General features: G+C 70.8%; 26 protein-coding genes. 18 read left to right on the top strand and 8 right to left on the bottom strand.

What is annotated here, in order from left to right:
- The 4 genes from ABR571_RS04085 to ABR571_RS04070 all read left to right on the top strand — a co-directional run.
- Positions 1–646, top strand: a 646-nt coding sequence (locus tag ABR571_RS04085) for a TraR/DksA family transcriptional regulator (protein ID WP_409451913.1), incomplete at its 5' end; no start/stop codon positions are given.
- 54 nt (positions 647–700) lie between these two features.
- Positions 701–1252 (top strand): signal peptidase II, encoded by a 552-nt coding sequence (lspA, locus tag ABR571_RS04080; RefSeq protein WP_409451912.1) that lies wholly within the window; start codon positions 701–703, stop codon positions 1250–1252.
- Complete coding sequence (locus tag ABR571_RS04075; protein ID WP_409451911.1) at positions 1249–2178, top strand: RluA family pseudouridine synthase; 930 nt, start codon at positions 1249–1251, stop codon at positions 2176–2178. Before lspA ends, ABR571_RS04075 begins: the two co-directional genes overlap by 4 nt.
- A 34-nt stretch (positions 2179–2212) precedes the next feature.
- Positions 2213–3649 carry a trehalose-6-phosphate synthase gene (locus ABR571_RS04070; RefSeq protein ID WP_409451910.1) on the top strand — a complete coding sequence of 479 codons (1437 nt, stop codon included), beginning with the start codon at positions 2213–2215 and terminating at the stop codon, positions 3647–3649.
- A 60-nt stretch (positions 3650–3709) separates the two neighbouring features.
- Here ABR571_RS04070 and otsB read toward each other — a convergent pair whose 3' ends face one another.
- Positions 3710–4483, bottom strand: a complete 774-nt coding sequence (otsB, locus tag ABR571_RS04065) for a trehalose-phosphatase (RefSeq protein ID WP_409451909.1) — start codon at positions 4481–4483, stop codon at positions 3710–3712.
- A 199-nt stretch (positions 4484–4682) separates the two neighbouring features.
- Between otsB and dnaE the strand changes: the two genes are divergently transcribed.
- Entirely contained in the window at positions 4683–8153 is a 3471-nt protein-coding gene (gene dnaE / locus ABR571_RS04060; protein WP_409451916.1) for a DNA polymerase III subunit alpha, read from the top strand.
- A gap of 91 nt (positions 8154–8244) precedes the next feature.
- Here dnaE and trxA read toward each other — a convergent pair whose 3' ends face one another.
- The 3 genes from trxA to ABR571_RS04045 form a co-directional block, all read right to left on the bottom strand.
- Entirely contained in the window at positions 8245–8577 is a 333-nt protein-coding gene (gene trxA, locus ABR571_RS04055; protein ID WP_409451908.1) for a thioredoxin, read from the bottom strand.
- A 27-nt stretch (positions 8578–8604) separates the two neighbouring features.
- The gene (locus ABR571_RS04050; protein WP_409451907.1) at positions 8605–9018 is read right to left on the bottom strand and encodes a winged helix-turn-helix transcriptional regulator; all 414 of its coding nucleotides are present in this window, start codon (positions 9016–9018) and stop codon (positions 8605–8607) included.
- 64 nt (positions 9019–9082) lie between these two features.
- Positions 9083–10591, bottom strand: coding sequence for an MFS transporter (locus tag ABR571_RS04045; RefSeq protein ID WP_409451906.1), 1509 nt, complete (start codon positions 10589–10591; stop codon positions 9083–9085).
- 69 nt (positions 10592–10660) lie between these two features.
- Between ABR571_RS04045 and ABR571_RS04040 the strand changes: the two genes are divergently transcribed.
- On the top strand, positions 10661–11281 hold the full coding sequence (locus ABR571_RS04040) for a TetR family transcriptional regulator (protein WP_409451905.1): 621 nt from the start codon (positions 10661–10663) through the stop codon (positions 11279–11281).
- Here ABR571_RS04040 and ABR571_RS04035 read toward each other — a convergent pair.
- From ABR571_RS04035 to ABR571_RS04025, 3 genes are all read right to left on the bottom strand, one after another.
- Positions 11263–12123 carry an ABC transporter permease gene (locus tag ABR571_RS04035; protein WP_409451904.1) on the bottom strand — a complete coding sequence of 287 codons (861 nt, stop codon included), beginning with the start codon at positions 12121–12123 and terminating at the stop codon, positions 11263–11265. The two genes, ABR571_RS04040 and ABR571_RS04035, sit on opposite strands and share 19 nt — an antisense overlap.
- The gene (locus ABR571_RS04030) at positions 12120–13088 is read right to left on the bottom strand and encodes an ATP-binding cassette domain-containing protein (RefSeq protein WP_409451915.1); all 969 of its coding nucleotides are present in this window, start codon (positions 13086–13088) and stop codon (positions 12120–12122) included. The genes ABR571_RS04035 and ABR571_RS04030 overlap by 4 nt, the downstream gene beginning before the upstream one ends.
- Before the next feature lie 171 nt (positions 13089–13259).
- Positions 13260–13943 (bottom strand): PadR family transcriptional regulator, encoded by a 684-nt coding sequence (locus tag ABR571_RS04025; protein ID WP_409451903.1) that lies wholly within the window; start codon positions 13941–13943, stop codon positions 13260–13262.
- 98 nt (positions 13944–14041) lie between these two features.
- On the opposite strand from ABR571_RS04025, the gene ABR571_RS04020 reads away from it, so the two are divergent.
- Positions 14042–14617: a hypothetical protein gene (locus ABR571_RS04020; RefSeq protein WP_409451902.1), complete on the top strand. Its 576-nt coding sequence runs from the start codon at positions 14042–14044 to the stop codon at positions 14615–14617.
- Positions 14604–15227, top strand: a complete 624-nt coding sequence (locus ABR571_RS04015; protein WP_409451901.1) for a hypothetical protein — start codon at positions 14604–14606, stop codon at positions 15225–15227. Before ABR571_RS04020 ends, ABR571_RS04015 begins: the two co-directional genes overlap by 14 nt.
- Here the strand turns inward: ABR571_RS04015 and ABR571_RS04010 are convergent.
- Positions 15138–15815 carry an LON peptidase substrate-binding domain-containing protein gene (locus ABR571_RS04010; RefSeq protein WP_409451900.1) on the bottom strand — a complete coding sequence of 226 codons (678 nt, stop codon included), beginning with the start codon at positions 15813–15815 and terminating at the stop codon, positions 15138–15140. The two genes, ABR571_RS04015 and ABR571_RS04010, sit on opposite strands and share 90 nt — an antisense overlap.
- An 80-nt stretch (positions 15816–15895) precedes the next feature.
- Here ABR571_RS04010 and hisD point away from each other — a divergent pair, with 80 nt between their 5' ends.
- From hisD to ABR571_RS03960, 10 genes are all read left to right on the top strand, one after another.
- Entirely contained in the window at positions 15896–17194 is a 1299-nt protein-coding gene (gene hisD, locus ABR571_RS04005) for a histidinol dehydrogenase (RefSeq protein WP_409451899.1), read from the top strand.
- Positions 17191–18291, top strand: a complete 1101-nt coding sequence (locus tag ABR571_RS04000) for a histidinol-phosphate transaminase (protein ID WP_409451898.1) — start codon at positions 17191–17193, stop codon at positions 18289–18291. The genes hisD and ABR571_RS04000 overlap by 4 nt, the downstream gene beginning before the upstream one ends.
- Positions 18284–18877 (top strand): imidazoleglycerol-phosphate dehydratase HisB, encoded by a 594-nt coding sequence (gene hisB, locus ABR571_RS03995; RefSeq protein WP_409451897.1) that lies wholly within the window; start codon positions 18284–18286, stop codon positions 18875–18877. Before ABR571_RS04000 ends, hisB begins: the two co-directional genes overlap by 8 nt.
- Positions 18878–18950: 73 nt before the next feature.
- Positions 18951–19553 (top strand): imidazole glycerol phosphate synthase subunit HisH, encoded by a 603-nt coding sequence (gene hisH, locus ABR571_RS03990; RefSeq protein WP_409451896.1) that lies wholly within the window; start codon positions 18951–18953, stop codon positions 19551–19553.
- A gap of 10 nt (positions 19554–19563) precedes the next feature.
- Positions 19564–19899: a hypothetical protein gene (locus ABR571_RS03985; RefSeq protein ID WP_409451895.1), complete on the top strand. Its 336-nt coding sequence runs from the start codon at positions 19564–19566 to the stop codon at positions 19897–19899.
- Positions 19896–20615 carry a bifunctional 1-(5-phosphoribosyl)-5-((5-phosphoribosylamino)methylideneamino)imidazole-4-carboxamide isomerase/phosphoribosylanthranilate isomerase PriA gene (priA, locus tag ABR571_RS03980; RefSeq protein WP_409451894.1) on the top strand — a complete coding sequence of 240 codons (720 nt, stop codon included), beginning with the start codon at positions 19896–19898 and terminating at the stop codon, positions 20613–20615. The genes ABR571_RS03985 and priA overlap by 4 nt, the downstream gene beginning before the upstream one ends.
- A gap of 42 nt (positions 20616–20657) precedes the next feature.
- The gene (gene hisF / locus ABR571_RS03975) at positions 20658–21431 is read left to right on the top strand and encodes an imidazole glycerol phosphate synthase subunit HisF (protein ID WP_409451893.1); all 774 of its coding nucleotides are present in this window, start codon (positions 20658–20660) and stop codon (positions 21429–21431) included.
- Between the two features lie 16 nt (positions 21432–21447).
- Positions 21448–21984, top strand: a complete 537-nt coding sequence (locus ABR571_RS03970) for a hypothetical protein (RefSeq protein WP_409451892.1) — start codon at positions 21448–21450, stop codon at positions 21982–21984.
- 115 nt (positions 21985–22099) lie between these two features.
- Positions 22100–22819 carry a response regulator transcription factor gene (locus tag ABR571_RS03965; RefSeq protein WP_409451891.1) on the top strand — a complete coding sequence of 240 codons (720 nt, stop codon included), beginning with the start codon at positions 22100–22102 and terminating at the stop codon, positions 22817–22819.
- 10 nt (positions 22820–22829) lie between these two features.
- Complete coding sequence (locus ABR571_RS03960) at positions 22830–24374, top strand: sensor histidine kinase (RefSeq protein WP_409451890.1); 1545 nt, start codon at positions 22830–22832, stop codon at positions 24372–24374.
- Positions 24375–24383 lie beyond the last annotated feature (9 nt).

Genomic DNA, 24383 nt, shown 5'->3' with positions numbered 1-24383 from the left:
CAAGAAGGCCGCTCCGGCCAAGAAGGCCGCTCCGGCCAAGAAGGCCGCTCCGGCCAAGAAGGCCGCTCCGGCCAAGAAGGCCGCTCCGGCCAAGAAGGCCGCTCCGGCCAAGACGGCCGCTCCGGCCAAGACGGCCGCGCCCGCGCCCCGGCCGGCCCCGGTCAAACAGGTCCCGGCCCCGCCACCGGCTCCACGACCGTCGCCCACGAAGACGGCCGCACCGGCGGCCACGCCGTCGCGGCCGGCTCCCTCGCCGCAGGACGTCGCCGTCCCGACCGGCTCGGAATGGACCAAGGCGGAACTGGCCGCCGTCCGCACGCAACTCATCGACGAGCTCACCGAGATGCGCAGCGCGTACGACGACTCGATGCGCGACCTCGACAACCTCCAGCGCTCGAGCACCGACGGTGCCGGCGACGACCAGGCCGACGCGGGCAGCAAGACCTTCGAGCGTGAGCAGGAGCAGTCGATCGCGGCCAACCGGCGCGATCTGATCACGCAGATCCAGCACGCCGTCGAGCGGATCGACTCGGGCACCTACGGCTTCTGCGAAAGCTGCGGCAAGCCGATCCCGAAGGCCCGCTTGAAGGCATTCCCCGCGGCCACCCTCGACGTCGCCTGCAAGCAGCGCGAGGAGCGTCGCTAGGAGTGCTGCTCGGAGCCGGGTCCGTGTACGGGACAATGGCTCGGTGATCGCCTCGTGAGTCCGGACGACACCGACACCCCTGCGCAGACCGAACTCCCGACCCGCGCCAAGCGCGTAGTGCTGTTCGTGCTGACGGCAGTGCTCGTGTTGGTCCTCGACGTCGTGTCGAAGGCGCTCGTCGTGGCGAAGCTGCCGCAGAGCCATCGGCCGGTCCGGATCCTCGGCGGGGCGATCTACCTGAACCAAACTCGCAACTCCGGCGCCGCCTTCTCGCTGGGCACCGGGTTCACGGTGATCCTGACCGCGGTCGCGGTCGCCGTGGTCGTCGTCATCGTCCGGACAGCGAGCCGGATGCGGTCGACCGGCTGGGCTCTCGCTCTCGGCCTGGTGCTCGGCGGCGCGCTCGGCAACCTCAGCGACCGGATCTTCCGCGAGCCCGGCTTCGGGCGGGGGCACGTCGTCGACTGGATCAGCGTGTTCGGCCCCCTCGACGCCCATTGGCCGATCTTCAACATCGCCGACTCCGCAATCGTCTGCGGCGCTGTCCTCGCCGCCCTTCTCGCGCTGCGCGGGATCGACCTCGACGGCCGCTCGGCCCGGACATGACCGAGCCGCGGCTCCTGCCGGTCCCCGACGGCCTCGACGGCTTGCGGTTGGACGTCGCGATCTCGCGCCTGTTCGGCTTCTCGCGGACCGCGGCCGCCGATCTGATCGACGCCGGCAACGTCAGCGTCGACGGCGCCGCCCAGGCGCGCAGCGCGAAGGTGCGCGGCGGGTCCTGGCTGGAGGTCACCATGCCGGCGGTCGACACCGGGCCGGCGCCCGACCCCACGCCGGTCGACGGGCTCATGGTCCTCTACGACGACGACGACGTCGTGGTCGTCGACAAACCCCTCGGCGTCGCGGCGCATCCCAGCCCCGGCTGGACCGGCCCGACGGTCATCCAGGGCCTGGCGGCGATGGGTTACCGGATCTCGACGTCCGGCGCGGCCGAGCGCCAGGGCATCGTGCACCGGTTGGACGTGGGCACCACCGGGGTCATGGCGGTGGCCAAGAGCGAGCACGCCTACACGCAGCTCAAGCGCGCGTTCAAGGAACGCACGGTCGACAAGCGGTACAGCGCCCTCGTCCAGGGCCATCCGGATCCGACCAGGGGCACCATCGACGCGCCTATCGACCGGCATCCCACGGCCGACTACAAGTACGCCGTCGTCGCGGGCGGCCGGCCCAGCGTCACGCACTACGAGACCGACGAGGCGTTCCGCTCGGCCACGTTGCTCGACGTCCACCTCGAGACCGGCCGCACGCATCAGATCCGCGTCCACATGGCCGCGATCCGGCATCCCTGCGTCGGGGACCTCACCTACGGCGCGGACCCGGTGTTCGCCAAAAGGCTCGGCCTCACCCGCCAATGGCTCCACGCGCGCGAGCTGGCGTTCGCGCATCCCCGCACGGGCGAGCCGGTTCGGGTCAGCTCACCCTTCCCGGCCGACCTGCGGCATGCTCTGGACGCTCTACGGGCCGAGTCGTGAGAGCGGCCCCACGCTGGTGGGTAGGTGACTGCCCGTGACTGCGCCCGGCCGTGCCCCACTTCTCGTCGCCTCCAACCGTGGACCGCTCACCGTGGTGGCCGTCGAGGACGGCGACGACGAGGTACGTCGCGGCGGCGGCGGACTGGTCAGCGGCATGCAGGCGGCACTGTCGGCGACCCCGGAGGCGGTCTGGGTCTGCGCCGCGCTCAACGAGCGCGAGCGCGCCCTTGCCCGCCAGGCACCCAACGGCCGGGTCTCGGAGCTGCCGCTGGTCGCGGACGCGCTGCACGGCGATTTCGACGTGCGGATGCTGCCCATCGACGCGCAGACCTTCCGCAACGCGTACAACGGGGTCGCCAACTCGACGCTGTGGTTCGTCCTGCACCAGCTGTACGACCTGCCCACCTCACCCTCGTTCGACGCGGCCTGGCGCCGCCAGTGGGCGAGCTACGTCCGGTACAACCGCGCGTTCGCCGAGGCGCTGGCCGCTGAGGCGGCGCCCGACGCGGCCGTGATGGTGCAGGACTATCACCTGTTCCTCGTTCCGCGGATGCTGCGCGAGCTGCGAGCTGATGTGCGGATCGGCCACTTCACCCACACCCCATGGGTGACCCCGGAGTACTTCACGACGCTGCCGGACGACATCGCGGCGGCGGTCGTTGACGGGATGCTGGGCGCCGACGTCATCGGCTTCCACACCGAGCGCTGGGCCAGCCTGTTCCGGGACACCGCCCAAGCCGTCACCGGAGCCACGGCCAGCGGGGTGCGGGTCTTCCCGCTCGGCACCGACGCCGACGAGATGCACAAGCTCGCCGGGCGCCGCAGCGTGGACAGCGAGCTTCGCGTCCTGCACGACGTGGTCGGCGATCGTTCCGTGATCGGGCGGGTCGACCGGACGGAGCTGTCGAAGAATGTCTGGCGCGGCCTGCTGGCCTACCGCGAGCTCCTTCGTACCCGGCCGGAATGGCACGGCCGCGTCGTCCACGCCGTCTACAACAACCCGTCGCGAGAGGACCTGCCGGCCTACCGCGAGTACACCGCGCGCATCGAGCGGTTGGCCCAGGAGATCGACGACGAGTTCGGCACCGAGGACTGGACGCCGCTGCTGTTCGACATCGGCGACGACTATCCGGCCGCGCTGGCGATTCTGCGGCGCAGTGACGTGGTCTTCGTCAACTCGGTGCGCGACGGGATGAACCTCGTCGTGTTGGAGGGCCTCGTGCTGTCCGAGCGCAACCCGGCCGTCGTGCTGTCGCGCGAGACCGGGGCGGCCGAGGTCCTCGGCGACGACGCTTTCACGGTCAACCCGTTCGACGTCGGCGCGACTGCGGCCGCTCTGCACGAGGCGCTTCTGCTTCCGCCGGACGAGCGGGCCGAACGGGCCGACCGGATGCGCACCGCGGCGGTGCGGCTGCCTCCGATCCCGTGGTTCGAGGCGCAGCTCGAGGCCCTCGGCCCGAAATCGCGTTGATCAGTTCCCATCCCGGCGGCCCAGAGCACGCAGGGGTGGGACCCGATCATGCGCGGAGCGCTAGCCGGTCGCGAGTGTCCGGAACAGCGCGGCCACGTCCTCAGGCGTTTCCACCGCCGCATCAGCCGCCTCGACGGCCTCGGGAACACCAGACGACCGCACGGCAACGCCGTAGGCGGTCACCCCGGCGTCGCGCAACCGCCGAATCTCCGCGAAGGCGGGGATGTCGCCCAGGTCGTCCCCGACGTAGAGGACGGTCGAGCGGCCGTCGGCCAGTCGGCCCAGCGCACCGGCCTTGTCGAAGCCGGGCAGCCGTAGCTCGAGGACGTCGCTGCCCGGATGCACCTTGAGCCCCAGCTCGTCGGCGAGCGCCGAGACGGCGGGAGCGAGCCCGGCCAGCGCGGCCGCCGGATCCTGCGCCTTGCGGGCGTGGACGACGAGGGACAGCCGCTTGTCCTCCACCCAGACAGCGGGGTCGGCGCCGGCCAGGATCAGCGGTAGCCGTTCGCGCAGCCGCTCGACCGACTCGGGGGTGTCCTGGGTGGTGAGCCGGCCGGCGGTCCAGGTCTCCAGCCCGTACAGCCCGGCGACGACCAAGGCGGGCACGGCGTCCAGGCCGGCGAGCCGCACTACGGTGGCCGCGTCCCGTCCGGTGATCACGGCCAGGTGGGCCCCGCGGCGGCCGAGCGCACCGAATGCGTCGATGGCGCCGCCGACCGGCCGGGAGCTTTCCGGATCGGGCACCAGGTGCGACAGCGTCCCGTCGAAGTCGGTGGCGATCAGGGCTCCGTCGAGACGCGGACGGACGGACGCCACGATCTCGTCGAGCTGCATGCCCCCATCCTGCCGACCCCGGTAGACAACCCTCGACGGGGAGTCGAGAGACACGCCCGCCCGACACGCCGAGGGTCGTCGTAGGGCAGTGTGAGAATCGATCGGTCACGCTGCAGAGGAGCACAGAGGAGCACAGTTCACCGTGGGATCAGGCGACGCCGACCAGTTCGTGCATCTGCACGTCCACACCGAGTACTCGATGCTCGACGGCGCCGCCCGACTTCCCGAGCTGTTCGCCGAGACCGCGCGCATGGGGATGCCCGCGCTGGCCATGACCGACCACGGCAACGTCTTCGGTGCCTACGACTTCTACAGCAAGGCCACGGCGGCGGGGGTCAAGCCGATCATCGGCATGGAGGCCTACGTCACTCCCGGCACGCACCGGTCCGACCGGACCCGGGTGCGCTGGGCCGGCGGTGGTGGCGACGACGTGTCCGGCGGCGGGGCGTTCACCCACATGACCTTGCTCGCCGAGTCCACCGCGGGCATGCACAATCTGTTCCGGCTGTCGTCGCGCTCGTCGCTCGAAGGCTTCTTCTACAAGCCGCGCGCCGACCGCGAACTGCTCTCGCAGTACGCTGCCGGGCTCATCGCCACCACCGGCTGCCCGTCCGGTGAGGTGCAGACCTGGCTGCGCATCGGCGACTACGACAAGGCCCGGGCGAGCGCGGCGGAGTTCCAGGACATCTTCGGGCGCGACAACTACTTCATCGAGCTCATGGACCATGGTCTCGACATCGAGGCCCGGGTGCGCGACGGCCTGCTGCAGCTGGCGCGCGACCTGAAGATGCCGATGATCGCCACGAACGACCTGCACTACACCCACGCCGAGGACGCCGACACCCACGAGATCCTGCTCTGCGTCCAGTCGGGCAAGACGATGGCCGACCCCAAGCGGTTCAAGCTCGAAGGCGGCGGCTACTACGTCAAGAGCCCGGCCGAGATGCGCTCGCTGTGGGCCGACAAGTACGACCTGCGCGAGGCGTGCGACAACACGCTGTTGATCGCCGAGCGGTGCGAGGTCTCCTTCACTGAGGGCAACGGCACCTACATGCCGCGCTTCCCGGTCCCCGAGGGCGAGACGGAACGCTCGTGGTTCGCCAAAGAGGTCGAGGCCGGCCTGGCCCGCCGCTTCCCGAACGGCGTCCCGGACGACATCCGTACCCAGGCGGCGTACGAGGTCGACGTCATCAACCAGATGAACTTCCCCGGCTACTTCCTCGTGGTCGCCGACTTCATCAACTGGGCCAAGGACAACGGGATCCGGGTCGGGCCGGGCCGCGGCTCCGGCGCCGGCTCGGTCGTCGCCTACGCGATGCGGATCACCGACCTCAACCCGCTCGAGCACGGCCTGATCTTCGAACGGTTCCTCAATCCCGACCGCGTCTCGATGCCCGACTTCGACGTCGACTTCGACGAGCGCCGGCGCGGTGAGGTCATCCGCTACGTCAGCGACAAGTACGGCGACGACCGGGTGGCCCAGATCGTCACCTACGGCACGATCAAGGCCAAGCAGGCGGTCAAGGACGCCGCCCGGGTCCTCGGCTACCCGTTCGCGATGGGTGAGCGCGTCACCAAGGTCATGCCGCCGCCCGTCATGGGCAAGGACGTCCCGCTCAACAAGATCTTCGATCCGACCCACGAGCGGTACAAGGAAGGCGGCGAGTTCCGCGCCCTCTACGAGGCCGACCCCGAGGTCAAGAAGGTCGTCGACCAGGCGAAAGGGCTCGAAGGGCTGAAGCGGCAGTGGGGCGTGCACGCCGCCGGCGTGATCATGTCGTCGGACCCGCTGCTCGACCTGATCCCGATCATGAAGCGCGAGCAGGACGGCGCCATGATCACGCAGTTCGACTACCCGACCTGCGAGAAGCTCGGCCTGATGAAGATGGACTTCCTCGGGCTGCGCAACCTCACCGTGCTCGACGACGCCGTCCGCAACATCAAGGCCAACCGCGGCGAGGACATCGTCCTCGAGGAACTCCCGCTCGACGACCAGCCGACCTACGACCTGCTTGCCCGTGGCGACACGCTCGGGGTCTTCCAGCTGGACGGCGGCCCCCTGCGGGCGCTGCTCCGGTCGATGCGCCCGGACAACTTCGAGGACATCTCCGCGGTCATCGCGCTGTACCGCCCCGGGCCGATGGGCGCCAACTCGCACAACGAGTACGCCGACCGCAAGACGGGCCGCAAAGAGGTCACGCCGATACACCCGGAACTCGCCGAGGCCTTGCAGGACCTCCTGGGCGACACCTACGGGTTGATCATCTATCAAGAACAGGTCATGGCGATCGCGCAGCACGTCGCCGGCTATTCCCTCGGCGCGGCCGACCTGTTGCGCCGCGCGATGGGCAAGAAGAAGAAGGCCGAACTCGACGCGCAGTACGAGAAGTTCTCCGGCGGCATGGCCGACAAGGGCTACTCGGCCGGTGCGATCGAGACGCTGTGGGACATCCTGCTGCCGTTCTCCGACTACGCGTTCAACAAGGCGCACTCGGCGGCATACGGCATGATCGCCTACTGGACGGGCTATCTCAAGGCCAACTACCCGGCCGAGTACATGGCCGCGCTGCTGACCAGCGTGCGCGACGACAAGGACAAGTCGGCGATCTACCTGGCCGAGTGCCGCCGGATGGGCATCAAGGTCCTGCCGCCCTGCGTCAACGAGTCCGATGCCGACTTCACGCCCACCGGCACCGACATCCGCTTCGGGTTGACCGCGATCCGCAACGTCGGGGCCAACGTCGTCGCCTCGATCGTGGCGACCCGCAAGGCGAAGGGCGCGTTCGCCGACGTCGGGGACTTCCTGAAGAAGGTCGACGCCGTCGTCTGCAACAAGCGGACCATCGAGGGCCTGATCAAGGGTGGCGCGTTCGACTCGCTCGGGCACAGCCGGCGCGGACTGATCAACGTGTACGAAGCCGCGGTCGACGCCGTGCTCGACACCAAGCGGGCCGAGGCCATCGGCCAGTTCGACCTTTTCGGCTCGATGGGCGAGGCCGCGCCCGACGACGACGTGTTCGCGGTCCGCGTCCCCGACGGCGAGTGGGACAAGAAGGTACTGCTCCAGTTCGAGCGCGAGATGCTCGGGCTGTACGTGTCCGACCACCCGTTGTTCGGGCTCGAGCACATCCTGAGCGGCGCGGCGGACGTCACCGTCGCGTCGGCGCAGGCCGAAGGCGCGGGGGAGCCGCAGACGCTGACCCTGGCCGGCATCCTGTCCTCGGTGAACCGGCGGGTGACCAAGGCCGGCGCGCCGTGGGCCCAGGCTGTGCTGGAGGACCTCGAAGGGTCCATCGAGGTGATGTTCTTCCCGGCCACCTACGCGCAGGTCGCGCTGAACATCGCCGAGGACGCGGTCGTCGCGGTGAAGGGACGCACCGACGCGCGCGAGGACACGGTCAAGCTGATCGCCAGCGACCTCACCGTCCTCGACACGACGGAGGTGCCGCGCGGCCCGATCCGGGTGCGGATCGAGGCGACCCGCTGCACGCCGCCGCTGGTCGACCGGCTCAAGGACGTGCTGAGCACGCACCCGGGGACGACCGAGGTGCACTTGCACCTGCAGGGTCGCAACGACCTCAACGTCGTGATCGACTACCGGGTCACGCCGTCGGCCGCGCTGATGGGTGACCTGAAGGCGCTGCTCGGGCCGGCCGCCGTCTCGACCTGACCGCGGTCGTCGCGCTTTCCGAAGTTGTCCGTGCTTCGCCACGCCATGACGTGGCGAGGCACGGACAACTCGCGAGGTGGGCGGCGGACCGTTACGCGCGGACGGGCAGGTACGGCTCGAGCTCACGCAGGATCGCGGCCCGCGGGCGGGCACCGACGATCTGCTTGACGATCTGGCCGTCGACGAACAGGGCCAGCGTCGGCATGCTCATCACCCCGTAGCGACGGGTCGTCTCGGGGTTGCTGTCGACATCGAGCGAGACGACCTTGAGCCGGTCGCGCTCCTCGTCAGCGATCTGCGCGAGCACGGGCGCGATCATCCGGCACGGGCCGCACCAGGCTGCGGTGAAGTCGATGAGGACGGGCTGCGTGGCTGCGAGCACGTCGGTCGCGAAGGCGGCGTCGGTGGTTTCCGGAACGGACATCGGATTCTCCTCAGGGTTGGGTGGTGGTCAGTTGTTGATCTGCGCGATGAGCTCGGCATGCGGGCTGACGTGCTGGCCGCACTCGCAGACCAGGACTGCGCTCACCCGGCCGCCGCAGGCCACGTGCCGGTAGTCCAGGCGCGGCACATCGGCCCGCGCGGCGTGGCGGTCGCTCCACTGCGCGAGCGCGGCCTGGAGGGGGAGCAGGTCGACCCCCGCCGGCGTGAGGACGTACTCCGAGCGTCCGCGACTGCCGGGCGCGCGATAGTTGCGGGTGTCGAGAATTCCGGTCTCGACCAGGCGGCGCAGCCGGTCGGCCAGTACCGCGCGCGGGGCTCCGGTAGCGGCCTGCAGTTCGTCGAAGCGACGCCGGCCGAGGGAGACCTCGCGCACGATGAGCAGGGCCCACCGCTCGCTGACCACCCGCAGTGCGTCATCCACAGTTCTGAGTCTAGACCATGAACCCAGCTCTCGCGACCGGCCGGCCCCGGCTGGGCGGGTCGGCTCAGCGGCCGCGGCGGTACAGGGCCAGCACGCCGATCGCGGCCACGAGCACTGCCGCGGCGCCGCCGAGCAGCGCGTATTGCATGCCGTCGACGAACGCCGCCTCGGCGTTGTGCGCGACGCGCGGGCCGAGCCGGGAGGCCAGCGCCAACGACTCGCGAGCCTTGCCGGCCGCGGCCGGCGGCAGGCCGGCCACGGACAGGTGGTCGCGGTAGGCCGACTGCAGGATGCTGCCCAGCACGGCGATGCCGAGCGCGCCGCCGAGTTCGCGGGCCAGGTCGTTCATCGCCGAACCGACGCCCTGCTTGTCCTTGGGCAGCGCATCGGTGACCGCCGCCGTGGCCGGAGTCATCGCCAGGCCCATCCCGGCGCCGAGCGGCACTATGCCGATCAGCAACACCCAGTAGGAACTCGACGCGTCCAGCGTGGCGAGCCAACCGAACGCCGCGGCGGCGACGAGAAGTCCGAGCGCGCACGTGGGAGCCGTGCCGACCTGCGCAGCGAGCTTGGGCGCCAGCAGGCGAGCACTCGGCATCATGCCCAGCGCCATCGGGATCAGGCTCAGGGCGGCGATGAGCGGGCGGTCGTCGAGGACGAGTTGCAGATACTGCAGGACCAGGAAGATGAAGCCGAAGAAGGCGAAGAACTGCAGCGTGATGGACAGCGTGCCGGCGGCGAAGGCGCGATGGACGAACAGCCGCGGGTCGAGCAGCGGCTGATCGGCCTGCAGTTCCCAGCCGATGAAGCCGGCCAGCAGGACGAAGCTCGCGGCCAGACCGACGAGTGTCTGGGCGCTGGCCCACCCCGCAGTGGGCGCCTCGATGATCGAATACACGAGCGCCCCGAGACCGACCACCGACAGGGCAGCGCCCGTCCAGTCCACGGCGGGAGCGTCCGGGTCGGCCGATTCCGGAATCACCCGAAGGGTTCCGACGACAGCGATGACCGCGAGCACGACGTTGACGGCGAACACCGAGCGCCAGGACCACTGTTCGAGGACCAGCCCCGAGGTCAGCAGGCCGAGGACGGCCGAGCCGCCGGCGACGCCGGCCCAGGTGCCCACCGCGCGGGTGCGCTGAGCATCGGGGAACGTGCTGGTGATCGTCGACAGCGTCGCGGGCATCACGAGCGCGGCGCCGAGGCCGAGCACCGCCCGCATGCCGATCAGCCAGCGGGCGTCGGAGTAGGCCATGGCGGCGATCGAGCCGGCGCCGAAGACGGACAGGCCGGCCAGCAGCGCCCGGCGCCGGCCGTAGCGGTCACCCAGCGCGCCGGCCGGCAGGAGCAGGGCGGCGAACACCAGGGCGTAGGCGTCGACCATCCAGGACAGCTGCGTCTGGCTGGCGTGGGTGTCGCGAGCGATCGAGGGGATCGCGACATTCAGCGACGCCACGGCCGATACGACGGTCGCCAACGCCACGCAGGTCACGGCGAGAACCGCGCGGTGGTTGACCGTCGCGGCGCCGGCGCCGGCGACCGCGTCGGCCGGCGTGTTCAGGTGCGTACTCATCGGACTCGGACTCCTTCAATTCATCGGTGGTGAATTGAAGGCTGCCGCGCTGCCCGCTACATTTCAACGATGATGAATAAAACCCGCGGCCGGGGCCGACCGGCCGGGCGGACGGAGACCCGCAGCGACATCCTCGCCGTCGCGCGGCGGCGCTTCCTGGCCGTCGGGTATGACGGGGTCACGATGCGCGGGGTGGCCGAGGAGGCCGGCGTCGATTCGGCGCTGATCAGCTATCACTTCGGGTCGAAGCGCGGGCTGTTCGGCGCTGCGATGGCTCTCGCGGCCAACCCGGCCGAGATCCTCGTGCGCGAACTCGACGGCCCGCTCGAGTCGCTGCCCGATCGACTCGTGCGGGCTGTCCTGTCCGCCTGGGACGGCCCGGACAGCTCCGGCTCCCTACGGACGTTCCTCGAGGCCGCGTTGCGCGAAGCGGAGGTCGCGCGCGCGTTCCGCGAAATGATGGAGCGGGAGATGATCCCCCGCATCGCCGACCGGCTCGGCGGGGCGGACGCCCGGCACCGGGCCTCGCTCGCGATGAGCCAGATCGCCGGCCTGGTGATCGCCCGTTACATCATCGGCGTCGAACCCCTCGCCTCCATGCCCGTCGACGAGGTGGTCCGGCGCGTGTCACCCGCCCTGCGGACCGCGCTCGCCGGGCGGCCCCGACGCGCTCACAACGACCGCTGGTAGCTGCGGAACGCACGGGTGGCGAGCTCGGCCATGGTGATCGCCAGGCCGGCCAGCAAGGCCAGCCGCGGCAGGATCGCTCCCCAGTCGGGATCGGCCGACAGTGCCGAGCGGGCGGCGGTGCAGGCCCAGTCGACCGGGTTGTACCGCGCGACGTGGCGCACCCACGCCGGAGCCACCCGGGTGTCCATGATCGCCGAGGACAGGAACTGCAGCGGCAGCACGATGAACTGGCTGATCCCGATGAGCGCCTCCTGCTGACGGACGAGCAGCGCGATCGCGTTGGAGAAGGAGGCGATCACCACCGAGATCAGGCAGGCGGCGAGCAGCGTCACCAGTACCCCGACGGCACCGCCGTCGAAGCGGGCTCCGGACAGGTACGCGATGCCGAAGACGATCAGCGTCTGCACCACCGTGGTCAGCGACTGGTAGGCCAGCGTGCCGACGATCATCGCGCCGCGCCGGACCGGGGAAGCGAGCAGCCGGTCCATGACGCCGCGGTTCATGTCCTCGATGAACACCGTGCCGGCCCAGCCGCTGGAGAACAGCGCGGTCATGACGACGACGCCGGGCGTGATGAATTCCAGGTAGGAACCGGATGCCGACGAGAAACCCGGGATATGGACGACGTTGCGGAACAGCTGGCCGAACAGCAGCAACCAGAGCACCGGCTGGACGAGGGTGATGGCGGCGAAGGCCGGCTGGCGCAGGAGGGTCCGCACCGCCCGTGCCGTCAGGAAGCCGGAGTGTCGCCACGCCTGGGCCGCGGCCCGGCGGCGTCGCGCCGTCGAGCCCGTCGACGTCACCGTCGACGGGGCGGGAAGGACCGACGCGGATCTGGTCACGCCGCCACCTCCTGGAACGCGCGCCCGACGTGCCGCAGGTAGACGTCGTCCAGCGACGGTCGGGCGACGGTGACGGACGCGACCTCGGCCCCGACCTCGTCGAGCGCGGCGAGAACGGCGGGGACTGCTCGGGCGCCGCTGTCGGCCCGCGCGCGCAGGCGGGTTCCGTCGGCACTGGCCTCGCGCAGGCCGGGTAGCCGGTCGAGGGCGAATAGGGCCGCGGCCGACGCAGTGGTGAGTTCGACCTGCACGGTGTCGCCGCGCAGCTCGCTCTTCAGTTCCTCGGGTGCGCCTTCGACGACGACCCGGCCGGCGTCCACGATCACCACCCGGTCGGCCAGCCGGTCGGCCTCCTCGAGGTAGTGCGTGGTCAGCAGCACGGTCGTCCGCTCCTCGGCGGACAGTCGCGCGATCTCGGCCCACATCTGCCCGCGGGCCTCCGGGTCGAGCCCGGTGGTCGGTTCGTCCAGGAACAGCACCCGCGGCCCGTGCACCAGGCCGATCGCGACATCGAGCTTGCGGGCCATGCCGCCGGAGTACGTCTCGGCCAATCGGTCGCCGGCTCCGTCGAGGTCGAAGCGGGCCAGCAGTTCACCGGCCCGCGCCGCGGCGGCCGAGCGGGACAACCCTTGGATCCGGCCGGCCAGCACGAGGTTCTCCCGTCCCGTCGCCATCGGGTCGCTCGACGCCTTCTGCGAGACGAGGCCGATCGATCGCCGGACGGCATCCGCGCTCGCCGCGTCACGCAGGGCGTCGATGCCGGCGACCCAGGCCTGGCCGGAGTCCGGCCGGGCGAGGGTGGTCAGGATCTTGACCGCGGTCGACTTGCCGGCGCCGTTGCGCCCGAGCAGGGCGACGACGGCGCCTGCGGCGACTTCCACGCTCAAGCCGTCGAGCGCGCGCACCGGCGCAGCGCCACGCCCACCGGGATAGGTCTTGACGAGATCGACGGCCAGGAGGGCCATCTCAGGGGTTGGTGCAGACACAGGGGTCTCCTTCGAGAAGGAGCCGGGGTCGCGAGCGCTTATCGTATGAGTGCGCCTCGGGCGGGACTCGCCTCCCGGCTCGGGTGTAATGGCCCGCTGGGTCCTGTCGTTGGTGTTCACGCACCGGACGGGAGGATCCAGCGGGTTTCGCTAACTGCTGGGTGGCTGCAGGGCGGGGCCCTCCTCTCCCAGGTGGCGAACCGGGTCAGCCAGGATCTCCTCGACGGTCAGCCCGCCGGCGCGCAGCTCGTGCATTTTGCGCCAGGCCTTGACACCGGCCATCGAGCTGCCCTGGATGCCCTCGGCGAGGCGGGTGACGAATTCGAGCTCCGCGGTCAGCATCGCGTGCCGGAACCGGCTCTCGACCAGGAACAGTTCGGGAAGCTGCATCTGCTCGGCCTCGGCGTGGCTGGCGTCCAGCGTCCGCAGCTCGACCCGCAGCCGTTCGGCCCGCTTGGCCAACAGCAGCGCCACGTCGTCCGGCGGCAGCCCGGGCATGAGCGAGAGGCCGGCTTCGAGGGAGGTGAATTCACGCACCGGAGTCGCCAACAGCTCCGACAGCCAGTCCTCGAGCTCGGCCAGGCCGGCCTCGGTGATCTCGTACACGGTCCGCTCGGGTCGGCGGCCTTCCCGGGTCGTCTCTCGCGCGGTGATCAGCGCGTGTTTCTGCAGGGACTCGACGACGGCGTACAGCGAGCCGTAGTTGAGCTTGATGCTGTCCTCCTTGCCGCGGCTGCGCAGCGTCGTCGAGATCTCGTAGGGATGCATCGGCCGCTCGGCCAGGCAGGACAGCACGGCGAGCGCAAGGGGATTGCTGACGCGCCTCCGGGCCATTTTTTCCCTTTCTCGAATACTTCAATCAGAGTATTCGGGTCAGAATGCAATGGTCAACCGGAAATGGCGCGCCGAAGCGCGCCGGTAATCTCGACGGCATGCTGCCTGCCCTGCCCGACGAGCCGCCCGGCCGCTCGTCCGGTGACGAGGTGTGGATGTCGGCCGACGACGTCGGCGAGTTCGCCCAGGGCTCCGCGGTCAGTCGCTGGGCCCTGGCTCGCTACCTGGTCGGCCGCTCGATCGGTGAGTCGGTCGGCAACACCCTGCTGTTCGTCGCTGGCGTCATCCTCGCCCTGGCGGCGGTCGGCCAGTGGGTGCTCGGCTCGACCTTCCTGGCCGTCGTCCTCGTCATCTTGGCCCTCGTGGTGCTCGTCGTCCGGGCCGGCCTGCGCGCCATCCTGCGGCGGTTGACCGCCGCAGACCGGTACGGGCCCATCGAGCAACGGCTGCGGGCACTCGTGTCCGATACGAAGGGCGACGTGCTCATGGAACTGCGCCGGGTCGGGCTGCCGTCACACACCTGGACGCTGCCACTACTCGCCTTCCGGCTGGTCGGCAAGCGGCGCAAGGCGACCTTGACCCGGCTGCGCGACTTCGACATCGACCGCGCGGTGCCGAAGGCTCGACTCGACGAACTGCACATGCTGCTGGGCCGGGGCCTTGGCCCGGTCTGAGTCCGGCGAGCCGGAGGTCGTCGAGGACCTGCGCGTCGCCGGCATCCTCCTGCTCACCCTCTCCGTTCTCGGAGCGGTTCTCGGCCTGCTCTGGAAGGCGTGGAGCGGCCCTCAGCAGCGGGCGTACGTCATCGCGCCGGGCAAGCTCTACCCGTTCGACGAGGTCGAGACGATGGCCGGTGCCGACGGCCGCTATCTCGTGATCGTCGCGTCGACGGGACTGCTGGCTGCGCTGTTCGCCTGGGCCGTCCGCCCTCGCAACCGCGGTCCGCTGATCCAGCTGGCGCTGTGCGTCGGCGGCTTCGTCGGAGCGGTGCTCACCGCGTGGATCGGGCATCTCGTCAGCGACGGCACCGTCCACGGCAAGCCCGGCACCACCATCGCCCACATCCCGCTCTCTCTGCACATGCGCGGACTCGCCTTGGTCGAACCGGCCGTCGCCGCACTCGTCTACGGACTGTTCGTCGCGTTCGCCGCCCGCGACGACCTCGGCCGCGACGACCCCGTCCGCGAACGGGTCTCAGTTCGTGCCGGTGACGATGCGCAGTACGGCGGGGGATACGGCGATGCTCCGGGTGCCTTGCAGCAGAGCGATCTCCCGCCGCAGTAGCCGGCGAAGGCGCACCAACCGCTCGGCCGTGGTTGCATCGGTGAGCAGCGCCTGCCGCTCGTCGGGCGGAAGCGGAAGGCGGGCCGCTATCTGGTAGGAGAGCTGGTTGGCATCGGTCGGTAGCTCGGCGCCGGTGGCCCGGCCGGACAGCCGGGTGAGCATGGCGTCGTACACCTCGATCAGCTCGCGGGCCCGGATGGCCTGCTCGGCGGTGAGGGCGCCGTCGTCCTCGTCCAGATAGCTGATCTCGGCCCGCAGATAGGCCTTCCCGTCCGGCACCAACGACTCGATGCGGAAGCGCCGGCTGCCCACTGACAGCAGGTCCGATGTGCCGTCCTCGGCCGTCTCGACCTCGAGGATCTCGGCGATCGTCCCGACCTCCTCCACGTCCGGGCCGCTCGCGGACTCCGCGCCGGCGAGTGTCTCCGTACCGGACCGGAGGGCCACCACCCCGAAGGACGCGGTGCCGCCGGCCTGGTCGAGATCGACCAGCAGATCCCGGTAGCGCTGCTCGAAGATGTGCAGCGGCAGCGGCATGCCGGGCAACAGGACGTGGCTGAGCGGGAACAGCGGGATCAGCTCGGCCACGCCGCAACGTTAGCCGCGGCCCGCCCGCGTCGACGCCGCGACGGCAAACCGCTCGACCGGATCCCCGTAAACTCGGCCATGTGCTGCGCCGCCTCGATCTGACTTCCGCCGGGTCCGCCGACCTGCGCCGGGCTCTGCCCCGCGCGCGGGTCGACGTGCATTCCGCGCTCGAGGTCGTCACTCCCTTGGTCGAGGACGTCGCCGCCCGCGGCTACCCGGCCGTGCGTGCGGCCACGCTGCGCTTCGACGGGGTGGACGTCGCCGAGCCTCGGGTAACCGCCACCGCGCTGCGCGACGCGCTCGACCGCCTCGACCCCGCAGTCCGTGCGGCACTCACCGAGTCCATCCGCCGGGCCCGCATCGTGCACGAAGAGCAGCGCCGGCAGACCGTCGAGGTGCAGGTCGTGCCCGGCGGCACCGTCACGGAGCGGTGGATCGCCGTGCACCGAGTCGGGCTCTACGTGCCCGGGGGCCTCGCCGTCTACCCGTCGAGCGTGGTGATGAACGTGGTGCCGGCCCAGGTCGCCGGCGTCGAATCCGTCGCCGTCTTCTCGCCGGCCCAGAAGGAGTTCGGCGGCCTGCCGCACCCGACCATCCTGGCCGCCTGTGCACTGCTCGAGGTCGACGAGGTCTATGCCGTCGGCGGTGCCCAAGCGATTGCGCTGGCCGCTTACGGCGACGCCGCGGCCGGCATCGAACCGGTCGACGTGATCACCGGGCCCGGCAATGTCTACGTCGCCGCGGCCAAGCGACTCGTGCGCGGCGTCGTCGGCATCGACGCCGAGGCCGGCCCGACCGAGATCGCCGTCCTCGCTGACGCGACGGCCGATCCGGTTCACGTGGCGGCCGACCTCATCAGCCAGGCCGAGCATGACACCCTCGCCGCCTCCGTCCTGGTCACCGACTCCGTCGCGCTGGCCGATGCGGTCGATGTCGAGGTCGAGCGCCAGGTCGCGCTGACCAAGCACAGCGAGCGCGTGCGCACCGCCCTGTCCGGTGAGCAGTCGGCGACCGTGGTGGTGCGCGATCTGGAGCAGGGGCTCGCCGTCGTCGACGCCTACGCCGCCGAGCACCTCGAGGTCATCACGGCCGACGCGCGCCGCTGGGCCGAACGGGTGCGCAACGCGGGCTGCATCTTCGTCGGGCCGCACGCGCCGGTCTCGCTGGGCGACTACTGCGCTGGCTCGAACCACGTCCTGCCCACCGGGTGCACGGCGCGGCACGCGTCCGGCCTGTCGGTGCAGTCGTTCCTCAAGGGCGTGCACCTCGTCGAGTACGACGCCGGCGCGCTGGCCGAGGTGGCCCCGCACGTCATCGCGCTCGCCGAGGCCGAGGACCTGCCGGCCCATGGCGCGGCCGTCGCCGCGCGGATCCGGTGAGCACCGACTGGACGTTGGCCGGCCTGCCGCTGCGTGAGGAACTGCGCGGCGAGTCGCCCTACGGAGCGCCGCAATTGGACGTGCCGGTCGCCCTGAACGTCAACGAGAACCCGTACCCGCCGAGCGAGCACGTCGTCGCCCAGATAGCGGCGGCCGTCGCCGACGCCGCTCGCTCCCTGAACCGCTACCCCGACCGCGACGCGCTCGCCCTGCGGGCCGACCTCGCCGCCTACCTGACCGCTGACGGGGGCGTCGAACTCGGGGCCGACCAGGTCTGGGCGGCCAACGGCTCGAACGAGATCATGCTGCAGCTGCTGCAGGCCTTCGGCGGTCCCGGCCGCACAACGGTGTCCTTCGCACCGACGTATTCGATGTATCCCGAGTACGCCCGCGACACCCACACCGACTGGGTCGCCGGCCGCCGGGCCGAGGACTTCGGGCTGGACCTGGCCCAGGTGCTCGAGGTGCTTGAAAAGCACGAGCCTTCCGTGGTGCTGCTGGCCTCGCCGAACAACCCCACCGGCACCGCGCTCTCGCTGGCCGACATCGAAACGATCGCCGACGTCGCGCCCGGGATGGTGGTGATCGACGAGGCGTACGGCGAGTTCCGCCGCGCCGGCGTCCCGAGCGCCCTGAGCCTGCTGCCCGCCTTCCCGCGCCTCGTCGTCATCCGGACGATGTCGAAGGCCTTCGCGCTGGCCGGCGGCCGGCTCGGCTACCTGGCCGCATCGCCGGCGGTGGTGGACGCGGTGCGCATCGTCCGCCTGCCGTACCACCTGTCCGCGATCACCCAGGCCGCCGCCCGCGCCGCGCTGGCCAACGCCGCCGAGCTGCTCGCCGCGGTGGACGAGTTACGGGCCGAGCGGGACCGCACAGTCGCCTGGCTGCGGGGGATCGGGCTGCAGGCGGCCGACTCCGATGCGAACTTCGTCCTGTTCGGCACGTTTGCCGACCGCCATGCCGTGTGGCAGGGGTTGCTCGACCGCGGGATCCTCATCCGGGAAACTGGCCCGGACGGCTGGCTGCGCGTGTCCATCGGCACGCCGGACGAGATGACGGCCTTCCGCCGTGCACTGGAAGAGGTTCGCAATGGCTAGAACTGGACGGGTCGAGCGGCAGACGAACGAGACGAAGGTGCTCGTCGAGATCGACCTCGACGGAACCGGGCGCACCGACGTCTCCACCGGCGTCGGCTTCTACGACCACATGCTGACCTCGTTCGGCAAGCACGGCCTGTTCGATCTCACGGTCCAGGTCGCGGGTGACGTGCACATCGACGCGCACCACACGGTCGAGGACACCGCCATCGCCCTCGGTCAGGCGTTCGCGCAGGCCGCCGGCGACAAGGCGGGCACCCGGCGCTTCGGCGACGCGGTCATCCCGATGGACGAATGCCTCGTGCAGGCGGCCGTCGACCTGTCCGGCCGCCCCTACCTCGTGCACAACGAGCCGGCCGGCGCTCCGCCCACCATCGGCCCCGACTACGCCACGACACTGACCCGGCACGTCTTCGAGTCATTCGTCTACCACGCCGCGATCGCCCTGCACGTCACCGTGCACGCCGGCCGCGACTGGCACCACGTGACGGAGGCGCAGTACAAGGCAGTGGCCCGCGCGCTGCGCGTCGCCGTCGAACTCGACCCGCGCGTGAAGGGTGTGCCGTCGACCAAAGGTGTTCTATGACCACCCCACTAAATCGCTTCGCGATTTCGCGGGCGAGGCCGGTCCGTGGTTTCCACACGTCGGGCCATGCCCGGTGAAGCGTGTAGTCGTCCTCGACTACGGCTCGGGCAACCTCCGCTCGGCCCAGCGCGCGCTCGAACGAGTGGGCGCCGACGTCAAGGTGACCGCCGATCCGTCGGCGGCGGCTGGGGCCGACGGCCTGGTGGTTCCCGGGGTCGGTGCCTTCGCGGCCTGCATGGCCGGCCTGTCCGAGGTGGACGCGAAGCGGGTCGTCGACGAGCGGGTGGCGGCCGACCGCCCGGTGCTGGGCATCTGCGTCGGGATGCAGGTGCTCTTCGACCGGGGGATCGAGCACGGGGTCGAATCCGAGGGGCTGGGCGTGCTGCCCGGGCGGGTCGAGCGGCTGGCCGCTCCGATCCTGCCGCACATGGGCTGGAACACCGTGTCCGCGGCCGAGGGCTCGCGCTTGTTCGCGGGCCTGGACGCCGACACGCGGTTCTACTTCGTCCACTCGTACGCCGTGCACGACACCGAGGGGCTGGTCACGTCGGCCGAGCACGGCGAACCGTTCGTCGCGGCCGTCGAGCGCGGGCCGGTCAGCGCGACCCAGTTCCACCCGGAGAAGTCGGGCGATGCCGGCGCCGCGCTGCTCGAGAACTGGCTGCAGACCGTATGAGCCAGAGGAAATGAGCAAGGCGCGGCAGGTCGCGCGGGCCGAGCGGCAGCGCGAGGTCGCCGAGCGGGCGGCGGCCCGCTCGGCCGACCAGGCGAAGGCGGCGGCGGCCCGGGCCCGGCGGGAGCGGCGCGCGCTCGCCTGGCGGCGCGTGCGACTGTGGCAGCACGGTCCCGGATTCCGGCGCCGGCGCGAGACGTGGGGGGCGCTGGCCACCCTCGTCCTGCTGTCGATGATGGTCGCCTATCTGGTCACTCGCTCGTGGGGCGCGGTGCTCGGCACCGGACTGGTCTTCGTCGTCGGCTCGCCGGTGCTCGTTCTGTTGTTCTTCGATCGGAGTCATAAATGAGCTTGGTGCTGCTCCCTGCTGTTGACGTCGCCGACGGGGCGGCGGTGCGGCTGGTGCAGGGCGCGGCCGGCACCGAGACGTCCTACGGCGACCCGGTCGACGCGGCGCTCGCCTGGCAGCGCGACGGCGCCGAATGGGTGCATCTCGTCGACCTCGACGCGGCCTTCGGGCGGGGCGACAACCGCGATCTGCTCGCGGCCGTCGTCAAACGCCTGGACGTGGCGGTCGAGCTGTCCGGCGGCATTCGCGACGACGCGTCCCTCGAGGCCGCGCTGGCCACCGGGGCCGCCCGCGTCAACCTGGGCACGGCGGCGCTGGAATCGCCCGATTGGGTCCGCGCGGCGATCGCCCGGCACGGGGACAAGATCGCGGTCGGGCTGGACGTGCGTGGCACGACCCTCGCCGCCCGGGGTTGGACCCAGGAGGGCGGCGACATCTGGCAGACCCTGGCCCGCCTCGATGCCGACGGGTGCGCCCGCTACGTCGTGACCGACGTCCACAAGGACGGCACGCTCACCGGCCCGAACCTGCAGCTGCTGCGGGACGTGTGCGCCCGCACCGATGCGCCGGTCGTCGCCAGTGGGGGAGTGTCGTCCCTGGACGACCTGCGGGCCATCGCCCACCTCACCGAGGTCGGCGTCGAAGGCGCCATCGTCGGCAAGGCCCTGTACGCGGGCCAGTTCACGCTGCCCGAGGCGCTCGCCGCCGTGAGGTGAGCCGGCCCCGTACGCCTCAGGGCCGCTTGGCAGACTGACGCGGTGTCCCTCGCCGTCCGCGTCATCCCGTGCCTCGACGTCGACGCCGGCCGCGTGGTCAAGGGCGTCAACTTCGCGGGGCTGCGCGACGCGGGTGACCCGGTCGAGCTCGCCCGCCGCTACGACGCGCAGGGCGCCGACGAGCTCACGTTCCTCGACATCACCGCGTCGTCGGCCGGTCGGGAGACCACCTATGACGTCGTGCGGCGCACCGCCGAGCAGGTCTTCATCCCGCTCACGGTCGGTGGCGGCATCCGCACCGTGGACGACGTCGACGCGCTGTTGCGCGCCGGTGCCGACAAGATCGGGGTGAACACAGCAGCCATCGCCCGCCCCGAGCTGATCGCCGAGATCGCCCGCCGGTTCGGCAACCAGGTGCTCGTGCTGTCCGCCGACGCCCGGCGGGTGCCCGACGGCGGCGCGCCTACCGCGACCGGCTTCGAGGTCACCACGCACGGCGGCCGGCGCGGCACCGGTGTCGACGCCGTGGACTGGGTCCGGCGGGCCGCTGAGCTCGGTGCGGGCGAGATCCTGCTCAACTCGATGGATGCCGACGGCACGAAGGACGGGTACGACCTCGAGCTGATCCGGCTCGTCCGGGCGGCGGTCGACGTGCCGGTCATCGCCAGCGGCGGGGCCGGCGCACTGGACCACTTCGCCCCGGCGATCGCGGCCGGCGCCGACGCCGTACTCGCGGCGAGCGTGTTCCATTTCGGCGACCTGACCGTCGGGGACGTCAAGGCCGACTTGCGCGCCCACGGGCTTCCGGTGCGCTGAAGCGTAAGGTTTTCGCATGCGAGACGACGACGAGGTGCGCGAGACGCCGCCGTCCGTGGTCGGCGCCGTGGCCGCCGGGACCGCCCCGCTGCCGTTCCTGGCGATCTATGCGGTCATGTTCATCGTGCACGGCGGTTTCCATCGCGTCGTCCCGCCGGACATCACCAATTCCGCGCGCGGCGAGCTCTTCGCCGGCATCATCGCCCTCGCGTTGTTCATCGTCTTGATCGTCGTGCTGCTGTGGATGCTCAACGGGCGGCGGCGCTGGCCGTTCGTCCTCGTCCAGCTCGCCGTGCTGGTCACCGCGGTGGCGTTCGTCCTCGACAACACGAAGGGCGGCCGGACGGTGTCGGTGATAGTCGGCGTGGCCGCTCTCATCGCTCTGTGCTTCGCCGCCGCGCCGGACTCGTGGACGCACGTCGGTCGATCCCGCCCGAGCCGGCGCAAAGCCTCCCTGCCCGCGGGCTCGGCGCCCGGGCCCGACGCCACCCCCACGTCGGCGCGCTCAGTCGGCCGACGCCGACCGGGCACCAAGGACAGGTCCGCCGTCTAGCTGTCCGGCCCAGGCGCGCCTACGCTGCTCACAGCTGGCACCCAATGTTCACCCAGCCGCGATGCTCAGAATCAGCACAGCGAAATCACGGACGACACCTCGGGGTGACAGCGGAATGAGTGCGGCAACTGTGACAACTTCCAGCACGACCAAGCGGCGGGTCCTCGTCGTCGACGACGAAGAGAACGTCACCCACCTCGTGTCATCGGCGCTGCGCTTCGACGGATTCGAGACCGTCACCGCCGACAGCGGCACGTCCGCGCTGGCGAAGGTGGCCGAGACCGATCCCGATCTAGTCGTGCTCGACGTGATGATGCCGGGCATGGACGGCCTCGGCGTGTTGCAGAATCTACGGGCCGCGGGATCGCAGGTGCCGGTCATCTTCCTGACCGCGCGCGACGCCGCCAGTGACCGGATCGTGGGGCTGCGGGCCGGCGCCGACGACTACGTCGTGAAGCCGTTCAGCATCGAGGAGCTGCTCGCCCGGGTGCACGCGGTCCTGCGGCGTTCGGCGCCGGACGGTGGTCGGGACGGCGTGCTGAAGGTCGCCGATCTCGAGCTGGACGAGAACAGCCACGAGGTCACTCGCGCCGGCGTCGAGGTGCACCTAACTGCCACCGAGTTCGAGCTGCTTCGCTACCTCATGCGCAACGAGCGGGTCGTGCTGTCGAAGACCCAGATCCTCGACCGGGTCTGGAAGTACGACTTCCAGGGCCAGTCGAACATCGTCGAGCTGTACATCGGTTATCTGCGCAAGAAGGTCGACAACGTCGAGCCCAAGCTGATCCATACGATCCGCGGCGCGGGCTACGTCATCAAGGCACCGCGCACGTGAGCGCTGTTCCATGAGCGCTCCCCTCGAGTACGTGCCGCATCAGGTGGCCCCGCAGGCCGACCCTGCGGGGCCACCGCCCACGTCGGCTTCCGAGGAGGTTCTCGAGCCGGTGCCGCGCCGACCGCGGCTCTGGCTGCGGTCGCTGACCTCTCGGCTCGTGCTCGGCGTCGTGGCGTTGGTTGTCGTCCTCGTTGCGGCTGTGGGTGGCTGCACTTACTTCGCGCTCAAGTCGTTCCTCACCTCGCGGCTCGACCAGCAGCTGCAGAGCACGGCGAGCGGGTCATTGCGGACGCTGTTCAACGGCGGCGGACCTCAGGCCGGCGCCACACTTCGTGCTCAGGAAGTGTGGGCTGTGGCCTTGTCGCCGAAAGGGAGCCTTCTCGCGTATCCGATGGACACCGGGGTCGAGTCGCTCCGGCTGTCCGCCGGCGACAGCAAAGCGCTCGTGGGCCTCAGCGAAGGTGCGACGACCACTATCCGCACAGCCGACGGCAAGAGCCTTCGCGTCATCACCCGCAGCGCAGTGGCCAGCGATCCTGACGGCTCGGAGGAGCAAGCGGTCGCGGTCATCGGGCTGTCGACGGACGAGGAACAGCGCACATTGAGCCGCCTGGTGACCCTCGAGGTGGTGATCGGCGTAGCGGCGATCGCGGTCGCCTTCGTAGCCACCACCTGGGGTGTGCGGCGGAGTTTGCGCAACCTGTACCGCGTCACCGGCACGGCGCAGGAGGTCGCCGCCGAGCTGTCGCCGACCGGCGCCGGTCTCGACCGTCGCGTCCCAGTCGTCGAGGAGGGCACCGAGGTCGGCCAGCTCGCCGAATCCATGAACACCCTGCTCGCCGCAGTCGAGACCCAGTTCGGCGCGCGGCTGGAGAGCGAGCAGCGGATGCGGCAGTTCCTCGCCGACGCGTCGCACGAGCTGCGCACGCCGCTGACGTCCATCCGCGGTTACGCCGAGCTGTCGCGCATGCAGCGCGCGGCCGGGGACTCCCACGCCGACAACCTCGACCGCATCGAGTCCGAGGGCACCCGGATGTCCCGCCTGGTCGACGATCTCCTGCTTCTCGCGCGCGGAGATGCCGACGAGGCCGTCCCCATCCCTCAGGAGCTGCTCGACATCCCCGACGTCCTCGACGACGCAGTGGGGGGCTCGCGGGCCGCGTTCCCCGAGCGGGACATCTCCATGACGATCGGCGCCGTGCCGGCAGTGGTCGGTGACCGCGACCAGCTGGTCCGCGTCGTGCGCAACCTGGTGACCAACGCTGCCGTGCACACGGCTCCGGGGCGCCCGATCCGGGTCGCCGCGTCGACCGACGCCGGCGGGGTGGTCATCACCGTGGCCGACGGGGGTCCCGGGCTGCCGCCCGACCAGGCCGCCCGCGTCTTCGAGCGTTTCTGGCGGGCCGACAAGGCGCGTACGCGGGCCCGCGGTGGTTCCGGGCTCGGGATGTCGATCGTCGCGGCGATCGTCCAGGCGCACGGTGGCTCGGTGCGCTTCGACAGCAGTGTGGAAGCTGGCAGCACCGTCACGGTGTGGCTTCCGGCGGCCGGTTAGGCGCCGTTC

This window comes from Jatrophihabitans sp., assembly GCF_046262535.1.
Taxonomy (GTDB): Bacteria; Actinomycetota; Actinomycetes; order Mycobacteriales; family Jatrophihabitantaceae; genus Jatrophihabitans.
The sequence above is the reverse complement of the archived record's forward strand: the minus strand, read 5'-3'. Positions and strand labels throughout refer to the sequence as shown.